At 69.1% G+C, this 11342-nt stretch carries 13 protein-coding genes and 2 pseudogenes; 3 read left to right on the top strand and 12 right to left on the bottom strand.

Going from position 1 to position 11342, the window contains the following annotated elements; translation table 11 throughout:
- Positions 1–6: 6 nt before the first annotated feature.
- Positions 7–663 (bottom strand): ribulose-phosphate 3-epimerase, encoded by a 657-nt coding sequence (gene rpe / locus AB0M45_RS03750; RefSeq protein ID WP_364322593.1) that lies wholly within the window; start codon positions 661–663, stop codon positions 7–9.
- Positions 664–759: 96 nt separating this feature from the next.
- On the opposite strand from rpe, the gene AB0M45_RS03755 reads away from it, so the two are divergent.
- Entirely contained in the window at positions 760–1182 is a 423-nt protein-coding gene (locus AB0M45_RS03755) for an anti-sigma factor (RefSeq protein ID WP_364322532.1), read from the top strand.
- Positions 1182–2063: an RNA polymerase sigma factor SigF gene (locus AB0M45_RS03760; RefSeq protein ID WP_364322534.1), complete on the top strand. Its 882-nt coding sequence runs from the start codon at positions 1182–1184 to the stop codon at positions 2061–2063. The genes AB0M45_RS03755 and AB0M45_RS03760 overlap by 1 nt, the downstream gene beginning before the upstream one ends.
- A gap of 6 nt (positions 2064–2069) precedes the next feature.
- Here the strand turns inward: AB0M45_RS03760 and AB0M45_RS03765 are convergent, their stop codons facing one another.
- The 7 genes from AB0M45_RS03765 to AB0M45_RS03795 all read right to left on the bottom strand — a co-directional run bounded on the left by AB0M45_RS03765 (position 2070) and on the right by AB0M45_RS03795 (position 8688).
- Complete coding sequence (locus AB0M45_RS03765) at positions 2070–2420, bottom strand: MmcQ/YjbR family DNA-binding protein (protein ID WP_195128704.1); 351 nt, start codon at positions 2418–2420, stop codon at positions 2070–2072.
- A gap of 49 nt (positions 2421–2469) precedes the next feature.
- The gene (locus AB0M45_RS03770) at positions 2470–3798 is read right to left on the bottom strand and encodes a transcription antitermination factor NusB (RefSeq protein ID WP_364322595.1); all 1329 of its coding nucleotides are present in this window, start codon (positions 3796–3798) and stop codon (positions 2470–2472) included.
- Positions 3799–4211: 413 nt separating this feature from the next.
- Positions 4212–5135 (bottom strand): methionyl-tRNA formyltransferase, encoded by a 924-nt coding sequence (fmt, locus tag AB0M45_RS03775; protein ID WP_364322536.1) that lies wholly within the window; start codon positions 5133–5135, stop codon positions 4212–4214.
- The gene (gene def / locus AB0M45_RS03780; RefSeq protein WP_364322538.1) at positions 5135–5701 is read right to left on the bottom strand and encodes a peptide deformylase; all 567 of its coding nucleotides are present in this window, start codon (positions 5699–5701) and stop codon (positions 5135–5137) included. The genes fmt and def overlap by 1 nt, the downstream gene beginning before the upstream one ends.
- A gap of 285 nt (positions 5702–5986) precedes the next feature.
- On the bottom strand, positions 5987–6715 hold the full coding sequence (locus AB0M45_RS03785) for a hypothetical protein (RefSeq protein ID WP_364322540.1): 729 nt from the start codon (positions 6713–6715) through the stop codon (positions 5987–5989).
- A gap of 162 nt (positions 6716–6877) precedes the next feature.
- Positions 6878–7642, bottom strand: a complete 765-nt coding sequence (locus AB0M45_RS03790; RefSeq protein WP_364322542.1) for an aldolase/citrate lyase family protein — start codon at positions 7640–7642, stop codon at positions 6878–6880.
- Positions 7642–8688: a hypothetical protein gene (locus AB0M45_RS03795; RefSeq protein WP_364322544.1), complete on the bottom strand. Its 1047-nt coding sequence runs from the start codon at positions 8686–8688 to the stop codon at positions 7642–7644. Before AB0M45_RS03795 ends, AB0M45_RS03790 begins: the two co-directional genes overlap by 1 nt.
- A 22-nt stretch (positions 8689–8710) precedes the next feature.
- Between AB0M45_RS03795 and AB0M45_RS03800 the strand changes: the two genes are divergently transcribed.
- The gene (locus AB0M45_RS03800; RefSeq protein ID WP_364322546.1) at positions 8711–8896 is read left to right on the top strand and encodes a hypothetical protein; all 186 of its coding nucleotides are present in this window, start codon (positions 8711–8713) and stop codon (positions 8894–8896) included.
- On the opposite strand, the gene AB0M45_RS03805 is transcribed toward AB0M45_RS03800, so the two are convergent.
- The 4 genes and pseudogenes from AB0M45_RS03805 to AB0M45_RS03820 all read right to left on the bottom strand — a co-directional run.
- Entirely contained in the window at positions 8893–9582 is a 690-nt protein-coding gene (locus AB0M45_RS03805; protein ID WP_364322548.1) for an iron-siderophore ABC transporter substrate-binding protein, read from the bottom strand. The two genes, AB0M45_RS03800 and AB0M45_RS03805, sit on opposite strands and share 4 nt — an antisense overlap.
- Positions 9583–9624: 42 nt before the next feature.
- Positions 9625–9792, bottom strand: a complete 168-nt coding sequence (locus tag AB0M45_RS03810) for a hypothetical protein (RefSeq protein ID WP_364322550.1) — start codon at positions 9790–9792, stop codon at positions 9625–9627.
- Between the two features lie 88 nt (positions 9793–9880).
- Positions 9881–10722, bottom strand: a pseudogene (locus AB0M45_RS03815) (ABC transporter ATP-binding protein).
- Between the two features lie 117 nt (positions 10723–10839).
- A pseudogene (locus AB0M45_RS03820) lies at positions 10840–11208 on the bottom strand (iron chelate uptake ABC transporter family permease subunit); the annotation flags it as partial.
- Between the last annotated feature and the right edge of the window lie 134 nt (positions 11209–11342).

An 11342-nucleotide genomic window follows, 5' to 3' on the forward strand; every position in this document is an offset into this window, starting at 1 on the left:
GGCTTTTCAGCGTGGTTGCGCCGCGGCGGCCCGCCGGCGCAAGGCCTGCACGGTGGCCGCGGGATCGGCGGTGTTGTAGACCGCGGACCCGGCGACGAAGCAGTCGACGCCCGCCTCCGCGGCCGCCTCGATGGTGTCGGCGTTGATGCCGCCGTCGATCTCGACCAGCAGCCGGAGCTCACCGGCATCGACGAGGTTGCGCACGATGCGCGCCTTCTCCAGCACGTCCGGGATGAACGACTGCCCGCCGAAGCCCGGCTCCACGCTCATCACCAGCAGCGTGTCGAACTCCCGCAGAATCTCCAGATATGGCTCGATCGGTGTGCCCGGCTTCACCGAGAGCCCCGCATTGGCGCCCGCGGCTCGGATGTCGCGCGCGACCGCGATCGGATCGTCGGTCGCTTCCGCGTGGAAGGTGACATTGTGCGCGCCCGCCTCGGCGTACGGCGGCGCCCAACGGCCCGGATCCTCGATCATCAGGTGGCAGTCCAGCGGGATGTCGGTGGCCTTCAGCAGGCTCTCGACCACGGGCAGGCCGAGGGTGAGGTTCGGCACGAAGTGCGCGTCCATCACGTCGACGTGCAGCCAGTCGGCGCCGGCGACGGCCTGCGCCTCGTCCGCGAGGTGCGCGAAGTCGGCGGACAGAATGGAAGGGGCGATCATCGGCGCGGCCGGACGCGGGTAACTCGGGTTGGACACAACGCCGCAGTCTAATGGCCGCGAGGGTTGCCCAGCGCGGGAGTGGGTAGCCTGCATAGGGTGATCAATTTTTCGGCGGAACAGGGGCTCTACAGCACCCCGGTGGAGATCCGGGTGGCCGCATCGGTGACACAACTGCCCATCGTGCGTGGGCTCGCCGAAACCCTCGTCCTACTCAGCGATTTCACGCTGGACGAGGTGGCCGACGTCCGACTGGCCGTCGACGAGGTCTGCTCGACCCTGATCGCGGTCGCGGCCCCGGAAACGAGCCTGAACTGCCGGTTCACCGTCGGTGACACCGAACTGCTCGTCCGGGTCGACGGCATCGCGGAGAAGCCGGGGCTACCGGACCAGCGCAGCTTCGGCTGGCACGTCCTGCGCACGCTCACCGACGCGGTGGAGGCGACGCAGGATCAATTCGACGCGACGGTTTCCGGATATCCGACAACGGTGGAGTTCCGTCGGGTCCGGGGGAAGGCGTAGTGGCGAACGAAGAAACCGTGTTCGACTCCCAGCACGACGACGACGCCGACACGCTGACCACGGAAGACACCGTCGAGGAAAGCGAAAATCTCGAGGAAAGCGAAACCCTCGAGGCCGCGGACGCGGTCCCGGGATACGACGATGTCGGTCTGCTCTTCGAGCAGCTTTCGGCCAGTGAGCCAGGAACGGCGCGGCACACCGCGCTGCGCGCGGAGCTGATCAGCCGCTGCATCCCGCTCGCCGATCACATCGCGCGCAAGTTCAGCGGCCGTGGTGAGCCGTTCGACGACCTGACCCAGGTGGCCCGCGTCGGCCTGGTGCACGCGGTGGACCGCTTCGACGTCGAGCGCGGTTCGAACTTCCTGTCTTTCGCGGTGCCGACCATCATGGGCGAGGTCCGCCGGTACTTCCGCGACCACACCTGGGCGATGCGAGTCCCACGGCGGGTCAAGGAGACTCACCTACGCATCGGCGCGGCGATCGACTCCCTCTCCCAGACGCTCGGCCGCTCCCCCACCGCGAAGGAGATCGCGGCCGAGCTGGACGTGGACCCGGACGAAGTAACCCAGGCCGTCATCGCGGGCAATGCCTACCAGCCCAGTTCGATCGACGCGGCCACGCTCGGCCGCGACACCGACGCCTCCCTGCTGGACACCCTCGGCGAGGAAGAGTCCCAGTTCGACCGGGTCGAGGAGTACGTCGCGATCCGGCCGCTGCTGGCCGGGCTGCCCGAGCGGGAACGGCGCATCCTCACCATGCGGTTCTTCGAATCGATGACCCAGACCCAGATCGCCCAGCAGATGGGCATCTCCCAGATGCACGTGTCGCGCATCCTCGCGAAAACCCTTGCCCGCCTGCGCGAACAGTCCAGCCGGGAATGACCGCGCTCACCGGGCTTCGCGGTCGCGCAGTCTGCGCACCTTCGCAGGAGCGGTGAGCCACCAGGCGTCGTCGAGCAACTCGCGCAGCTGATCGGGCGCGACGCGATCCAGATCGATCAGAATGTACGCGTAGCCGTCGTAGTGCGGTGTGGTGTAGAAGGCCGGATCGCCGGAGGCGAGCAACGCCTCCTTCTCGGCCGGATCGCAGGCCAGCACGAGCCCGCCCTCGGCCTCGCTGCGCAGCCGGGCGAACCCTTTGCCGCCGACCTTCAGCGCCGGACTGCGCCACCAGGTCGATTCCTCGACCGCCGGAAGCTCTGTCGCGAGCGCCACCACGTCCTGCCAGGTCATCGTCATGATCCGAGTGTGCGGCACGGACGCGGCACCGGCTTGGACGAATGGAATGTCAGCGTGGTTTGCGCAGGGCGGCCAGGAACATGGCGTCGGTGCCGTGCCGATGCGGCCACAGCTGCGCACCCGGTCCGTCTCCGACGTCGGTAACGCCGGGCAGCAGCTCGCGGGTGTCCAGTTGTTCGGCGCCGAGACGGCGCACGGCGTCGGCGACGATCGACACGGTCTCCGGCAGATGCGGCGAACAGGTCGAGTACAGCACGACACCACCGGGACGCAGCAGATCCCATGCGGCGGTGAGCAATTCGCGCTGCAATACGACCAGCTCGCGAACGTCGGCCGGGGTGCGCCGCCAGCGCGCCTCTGGCCTGCGGCGCAGCGCGCCGAGGCCGGTGCACGGGGCGTCCACCAGGATGCGGTCGTAGCCCGGGGTCAATCCGCTGGCGCGACCGTCGGCGACGTGCACGTCCACCGGAAGGTCGTGCACGGCCTTGCGCACCAGTTCGGCGCGATGGGCGGCGGGCTCGACCGCGTCCACCCGGAAACCGTCGATCGCGGCGATCGCGCCCAGCAGCGCGGCCTTGCCACCCGGCCCCGCGCACAGGTCGAGCCAGCGGCCGTTGTCCGGACCGTCCAGCGCGGCCCTGGTCAGCGCTAGCGCCACCAGCTGGCTGCCTTCGTCCTGCACGGCCGCCATGCCCTCGCGCACCGGTTCGAGCTTGCCAGGGTCGCCGCCGTCCAGGTACACCGCGTACGGCGACCATCGGCCCTCCTCGCCGCCGGTCACCAGCGCGAGTTCCTCCGCGGTGATGTCGCCGGGCCTGGCCACCAAGTGCACCAGCGGGCGGGCGTCGTCGGCGGCGAGCACGTCGCGCAGTTCTCCCGCTCGCGCGCCGAGCGCATCGGCGAACGCCTGCGCGATCCACGCCGGGTGCGCGTACTCGAAAGCCAACCGCCCCACGGGATCGGCGGGTGCGAGAGCCTCGACCCACTGCTGCGTGGTCTTCTCCGCGGCCCGCCGCAGCACAGCGTTGACGAAACCCGCCTTGCCCGTGCCGAACTCCGCGCGCGCCAGGGCCACCGAGGTGTCCACCGCCGCGTGCGCGCCGATTCTGGTCCGCAGCAGCTGGTAGACGCCGAGCCGGAGCACGTCCAGCAGTGGGCCGTCGATTTCTTCGATCGGCCTGCCCGCCCCCTTGGCGATCACCGCGTCCAGCAGTCCCAGCGACCGGCACGCGCCGTAGGCCAGTTCGGTTGCCAACGCCGCGTCCCGCCCGGACAATCCTCGTTCCCGCAGCAGCGTCGGCAGCACCAGATTGGCGTAGGCGTCGCGCTCGCGGACCGCTCGCAGCACATCCCTGGCGATCGCCCGCGGTGGATCGATCCCTTCCCCGCGGGCCGATCGATCACGGCCTCGCGAGCCTTGTGATGCAACGTTTTTCGAATCGGCACGCACAGGACGCCGCTCGGCGGCGCGGTCGGTTCGTCCGCCCGCCGAGCGAAGCCCCGCGGAGGCGCGCCGTTCGTCGCGACCGCGCCCGCCTGCCTCGCCGCCGCTGCCGGCGCGTCGAGCGGCGCCGCGCGGTCGACCGGTGCCGTTCCGGTCCTGCCTCGCGCTCTCGGGCGGCCGGCCACCCTCGGCCGCGCTTCGCTGCCGTGCAGCTTCCGGCTGCTCCTTGCCCTGTGACCGGTCGGTCTCGCCGGACCGAGTCGTGCGGCGAGAACGTTCCACGCGATCAGGCGCGGCATCCCGTTTCTCCAGACCGCGCCCGTCGTCCTGCCCACCTGCGCGCGAGCTCACTCGACCACCGCGCCGGGCCGTAGCCGGGCGCCCCGCGCCCAATCGAGCGCGGCCATCATCCGTTTGCCCTGCGGCTGAATCTGATCGAGCCGCACGGCGGTGGTGGCGGTGCCGACCAAGACGCCGGACTTGCGGACCTCGATCACCCGCTCCGGCAGCACCTCCTCGACCAGTTCGACCGGGCCGAGCTTCAACCGGGTGCCGTCGACCTCGGTCCACGCCCCCGGCGCGGGAGTCACCGCGCGAATCCGCCTACTGATGGCGAGGGCGGGCTGATCCCACCGGATGTGCCCGGCCTCGACCCCGACTTTCGGCGCGTACGACACGCCGTCGGTGGACTGCGCGACCGCCTGCAACGTGCCGTCCTCCACGCCGTCCAGCGTCGCTTCCAGCAGCCGGGAGCCACTTTCGGCCAGCCGCTGCAACAGCGTGCCCGCGGTGTCGGCGACGGAGATCTTCTCGGTCACCATGCCGAACACCGGCCCGGTGTCCAGTCCGGCCTCGATCTGGAAGGTCGACGCGCCGGTGATCTCGTCACCCGCGTCGATCGCCGCCTGTACCGGCGCCGCGCCGCGCCATGCGGGCAGCAGCGAGAAATGCAAGTTGATCCAGCCGAAGCGCGGAATGTCGAGCACCGGCCGTGGCAGCAGCGCGCCGTACGCCACGACGGGGCAGCAGTCCGGCGCAAGTTCGGTGAGTTGCTCGATGAACTCCGGTTCCGACGGCCGCGCGGGGGTGAGCACCGGAATGCCGTGCTCGTCGGCCAGCCTGCCGACCGGCGACCTGCTCACCTTCCTTCCGCGCCCCGCTACCGCGTCCGGCCGGGTCAGCACGGCGATCACCTCATGGCGCGGCGATTCCAGCAAACGCCGCAGCGACGGCACCGCCGGTTCGGGGGTCCCCGCGAAGACGACGCGCATCAGCCACCCAGCCCGAACGGGTTGGGCCGGCCCGCACCGCTCATCGACCGGGCGGGGCGCACCGTCACACCCGCGGCGAACCAGTCGGATTCGCGGATCACCCGCATCGCCTCCTTACGCTGGGCCGGGTCGATACGATCGATGAACAGCACGCCGTCGAGATGATCGGTTTCGTGCTGCACGCATCGCGCCAGGAGGCCCTCCGCCTCGAACGCGACCGGAGCGCCGTCGAAGTCCACCCCGGACGCGCGCACGCGCAACGCCCGCCGCGTGTCGTAGCGCAGACCCGGAATCGACAAGCACCCTTCCGGGCCGACCTGTTCTTCGTCGCCGACGACTTCCCACTGCGGGTTCACCAGGTGACCCGCGGCGTCGCCGGTGTCGTAGACGAACACGCGCAGCCCGACCCCGATCTGCGGCGCGGCCATCCCGACTCCACCGTCGTCGTGCATGGTCTCGGTCAGGTCGGTCACCAGCTGCCGCAGATCGCGGTCGAAGGCGGTGACCTCCGCGGCGCGGGCACGCAGGATGGGATCACCGAACAGGCGAACGGGCTGAATGGTCACGGCTGGCTCCCGGGAGCGGACGAACAGGTCGATTCATTCTAGTGAGGCGACCGCAAATCCCCGATTCACCAGCCAGAAGCTGGTAGAACTCCAATGCGGTCCGGGCGGGGTGTCGATGCCTCCGCCCGGCCGCCTGGAAACGGCCTGGTCAGCGACCCGCAACCGGGACGGCGTGGTCGAGGTCGATGTCGGGCAGGCACTCGACCATGGCCAGAACCGGTGTCCCCGAGTGCAGAGGGACACCGGTCACGTGGCTTTTCTCAGCGAGTCGAACTCAGCCGGCCGTCACTTGGCCGGCGCAGGCGGCATCGGTGAATTGATTGTGGTGAAGTACTGCGTGGCGGCCATGATCGCGACAGGCGCGGTGACCAGCAACTGGCCGGCGACGGTGCCGAGCGCGCCGACGGCGATGATGCCGCCGACGCAGCCCACGGCGGCGGCTGGGATGAATGCGCCGAACAAGCCGACGATGGCGGCCGCGGCGACCGTCGCCCCGGCGATACCGCCGAGGACGCAGCCGACCGCCGCACCGCCGAGACCGCCGACGAGGGTGCCGATGCTGGCGCCCATGCCGATGGTGCTGGTCATCCGGGACCAGGCGGCCTGCTCCCGGTCGTACTCGGTCTTCCAGGGAGCCTTGTCCTCGAACGGCAGGGCGACGGGGCGGTAGGTGGCGTGCGCCAGATCGAATTGCGGGGTGAGGGTGGCGGTGCGGTCTTTGATCTCGGCGGCGATCGGGAACACGAAATCGTCTACCCGGAACGCGAGTTCGGTGCCTGACACGACGGTGCCATTGTCGGCTTTGATCTTGAAGGTGCCGTCCTCGACGACGAGCGTGCCGGAATCGGTCGAGATGGTCGTCGCTTTCTCTTCGACCTCGGCTCGGTAGTTCACCGGCGCCGCGGCGCTCTCGGTGTTCGCGGCGGCGGTGGTGCCCCCGGTGACAGCCACGGTAACGGTCAGCAGCGCCGCGGTCAGTGTCGCGCGAGTGGCGATGGAGTTCCTCATCATCATTCTTCGTGTTCCTTCACTCGGTTTCGTGTCGTTCGGACCTGAGTTGTCGATCTGTGTTCTCGAGGGGATGCACGGATCGGGCCGATGCCCGGATTCCGGGCTCGGGGACCCTCCTTCCGCTCGGGCGGGACCGGGCTCGGCGCGGACCGCCTGGCTGTGGGCTTATCCGCGAAGGTCTATGAGGCTGCGCCGCAGTGCCGCGGCGGCCAGATTGCTCGCGTCGCCGCAGCAGAAGGCGTGGACTCCGATTCCCCGCCAGTAGGAGTAGCGCTCCGGGGTACGGGCGATCGCGCAGAAAGACACATCGTGGGCGATGCATGCGGCGTGCAGTCGCTCGACCGCGCCGCGGACCAGGTCGTGCCGCAATTGCCAAGGCACGCCATAGGATTGGGAAAGATCAGCAGGACCGGGCAGCACCATGCCGATTCCGCCGCCGGCCAGGATGTCGTCGATCGCGTCGATTGCTTCGGCGTCCTCGATGAGTGGGATCACCATGATCTCGGCATTGGCCCACCGCAGGTGCTCGATCGGATCGATGAGGCCGAATCTCGCTGCGCGGCCACCACCCAGGGACCGCGTGCCCGCCGGCGCGTAATAGGCCGCATCGATGGCGGCATCCACATCGGCTCGGGTGCGGATGTGGGGAACCACGATGCCGAGAGCACCCGCATCGAGGGCGCGCAGAATCGCGCCCGGATCGTTCGGTGGCACCCGGACGAATGGGGTGACACCGGTGGCCTCCGCCGCGCGAATCAGATCCTCCAAGTGCTGCGGGTCGACAAGGGTGTGCTCGGTGTCGATGACGACGAAGTCGTAGCCGTCCCAACCGATCATCTCGACCAGTACGGGCGCGGGAACCGAGCAGAACAACCCGTGCACCGGCGTGCCGGATGCGAGCTTCTGCCGTACTCGATTGGGGTGCAGCATCAATCGGCGCCCTTCTGATGGGTGATGTCGTCGACGTAGTGGAAGCCGGGCGCTGGGTGCATCAGGAAGTCGTGGTGGGAGATGTTCCAGGCGTATGCGCCCGCGAGGCCGAAGGCGAGTCGGTCGCCCGTGCGTACCCCTGCTACGGGGACCCGGCTTGCCAGCACGTCCTTCGGGGTGCACAGCTGACCGGTAATGGTGGCCGTCGGCCGGATGGCGGCTGCTCGCGGCCACGGATGCGGCCATGAATCGTCGGGGAGCACGACACACGGCTGGTCATGTGCCTTCGCCGCGGGCGTGCGCAGATGGTGGGTACCGCCCCGGATGATGACGAATTCCGTTCCGTGGCTGTGTTTCACGTCGAGCACCTCGGTGACGTACCAACCGCAGTAGGCGGTCAGCGCCAGTCCGGGCTCGATCCGCAGCCGCAATCGCGGCCATGCTTCGGCTATGCGAGCCAGTCCGTGCCCGTAGGACTCCCAATCGAAGCGGGTACCGGGTGCGGTGTAGTCGACGTTCATTCCGCCGCCCACATTCACCTCCGCGAGTTCGACGCCGTGGCGCCGGGCCAGCGCCATCGACCAGCGCACGATCGACTCCGCCACGGTGACCAGGTCGGTGGCATCCAGCCCGCTGGCCAGGTGGGCACGTACGCCGTACCAGCGCAGGCCCGGATAGCGGCCGTGGGCCAAGTCCGCGGCGAGCGCGTCGGCCTCGCGCGGATCGAGGCCGAACGGAGTCGGTCTGCCGCCCATGGCCAGAGCGCTGTCCGCCAGTGCCCTGTACTCGAGGGGCAGGTTCACCCGCAGTAACACCCCGACTGGCGCCGCTGCCCCACGGGACGCCGCCAAATCGGCGAGCATGCGCAGTTCGGTCACGCTTTCCACGTGGATGCGGTGGACGCCGCGGTCGAGTGCGGCTACGTCCGGCTGGTCGGTGAGGATGGTGGCATCCATCCCCAGCGCCGCGGCGGCGGGAAGGAATCCTTCGGACACGGAGTCGGTCGGGTTGAGCGCGAGCAGGTACAACCGCATGCGGGACTTCATTTCCTAACAGAGGCGGGAACCAATGCGAGAAGCATTGGTCGACAACGACAATCGCCGAGCGCGGGTGGGGCCCCGGTTCACCCACCCGCGGGCGCATTACTTGACAGACGGCACGCCGGTCGCCTTCGCCACATCCGCCAGCATCTGGTCGGCGGCCTGCACCCCGATGCCCGACATCCAGGTCTCGTCCGGAACGTCGACGACCTAGCCGTTCTGCACGGCGGGCAGATCCCGCCAGACCGGGTTGGTGGTGACGGCGCTCTTCTGCGTCTTGGCCGGGTCATCGATGGTGGCGACGAAGATCAGATCGGCGTCGGCTTGATCGATCTGCTCCGGGCTGATCTCTTTCATGATCTTCTTCGGATCGGTGGAAACCTGCGAGGCAGGGCGCCGCAGTCCGATGTCGCCCAGCACCACACCGCTGAAGGAGTTGCTCTGATACAACCGCGTCGGCCCGGCGAGGAAGCGGACCACCGATACGGTGGGTAGCGCGCCGTTCTTCGTTTTGATCGCCTCGCCCAGCGCGTGGGCGCGGTCCTCGTACTTCTTCAGTGCGTCGGCGGCCTGCTGATCCAAGCCGAGCGCTTTGCCGTGCACCGCGAGGTTGGCTTTCCACGGGCCACCGGTGGTTTCGGTGAACACCGTCGGAGCGATGCCGCTGAGCTTGTCGCAGATCTTCTCGTGCCGGATCTTCGACGACAGGATCAGGTCCGGCCGCAGCGAAGCGATGCGTTCCAGGTTCGGTTCCAGCAGTGGCCCGACATCGGTGACGCCGTCGACATTGCCCGCGAGGTATTCCGGGAATCCGCCCCTGGTCTTGGTGTGCGGAACCACCGCGCCGACCGGCTTGATGCCCAGCAGGGTCACCGAGTCGAGCTCGGCGGTGTCGAGCACGGACCACGCGCTGGGGCGCTTTCGGGATCGTCACCCGCCCCATCAGGGTGTCGTGCGCGGGAAGCTGGCGGCATCCGCGACCGGAGCGGTGGAGGCCGGTGCGTGCGAGTCATTTCCGCAGGCGGTGAGTGCCGACGTGCCGATCGCCGCCGCGAGCAACGCGGCGCCGATTCGACCGAATCCACGCATGCGGAATCGACGTCTGGACATGATTCGTCCTCGTTTCTGGTTGGGTGATGCGACGTCGCCCTGAACCGGGCGACGATGTCGTGTATCGAACGGCCCGCGGGCCGAACGGTCAGGCTCGTACGGCAGCCGCTGCCGTACGAGTGCCGCTACGTCGCGCGGCGCGGCCCTTGGGGACGACCAGAGGAGTGCCGGTCTCGGGGTCGGGAATCACTCGGCACTCGACACCGAATACGGTGTGCACGAGTTCCGCGTCGAGCACCTCGGCGGGCGCGCCCGCCGCCGCCAGCCGCCCGTCGTGCATGACCACCAGATGGTCCGCGTAACGTGCGGCTTGCCCGAGGTCGTGCAACACCATCACGACAGTACGACCGGCCTCGGTGTGCAGATCGGCAACCAAGTCGAGTACCTCGAGTTGGTGGCGCAGATCCAAGAAGGTGGTGGGTTCGTCGAGCAACAGTAGATCGGTGTCCTGCGCCAGGGCCAAGGCGATCCAGGCGCGCTGGCGCTGGCCGCCGGAGAGCCGGTCGACCTGGACCTGGTGGTCTCGCAGCTCAGCGGTTCCGGTGCGGCGCAAGGCATCCTCGACGGCCGCCTGGTCGGTCGCCGACCAGGGCCGCAACAGTCGCTGGTGCGGGTAGCGTCCGAGCCGCACCAACGCCTCGACGGTGATCGCCTCGGGCGTGATCGGCTGCTGTGGCAGCAGTCCGAGCCGCAGCGCCAGCGCCCGGGCGGGCATGCGATGGATGTCGGCGCCGTCCAGGGTGACCGAACCGCCCGATGCTGCAGCAGTCGCGAAAACCCTCGCAGCAGAGTGGATTTACCGCAGGCATTCGGACCGACGATGGCGGTTACCGCGCCGCCGGGCAGCACCAGGTCCAGCCCGTCGATGACCGCGCGATCGCCGTAGCGCAGGCCGAGCGCATGTGCGGCGAGCTCGTTCGCAGAGTCCATGATTCGCTCGCTCACGCGGTCCTCCGATGGGTCGGGCTGCTCTCGCGCAGCATCAGGATCAGCAGCCATGGCGCGCCGACCGTAGCGGTGACGACACCGACCGGCAGCCCACGGAATCAGCGTTTGCCCCGCGCCGACGGCGATCACGAGCACCGCGCCGAGCGAGGCGCCTCCGGTAACACCCATGACATCAGGGGAGGCCAGCGGGTTGCGGAACAGACGTTGCAGCACCGCACCGGCCATGGCCAAGCCGGCCCCCGCGATCAACCCGGCCACCAGACGCGGCGCCCGGAACTGCTGCACGATGTACACATCACCCTGGTCACCGAACCCGAACGCGGCGCGCAACCCCGCCGTAACCGCCATCTCCACCTCGCCCGTCGTCAGTGCGACTGTTGCAAGGACCACCAACGCGATAGCGCACACCGCGCCGACCAGCAGGGGCCGCCGCCGCTGCCGACCGAGCGCGGTCCGGTCGTCGCTCATCGCGCCCTACCTTCTTCTTGTGCCTCCGGTCGTCCGGAATGATCGGGGTGTGCGAGCGGGGCAGGGATGGTTTTCATCGCGGCTGCACTCGATGGCCAAGGAGGCTCGGCCCCCTGCCCCGCTGCTTCTTCCCG

The organism is Nocardia sp. NPDC051787 (assembly GCF_040681325.1).
Classification (GTDB): Bacteria; Actinomycetota; Actinomycetes; order Mycobacteriales; family Mycobacteriaceae; genus Nocardia.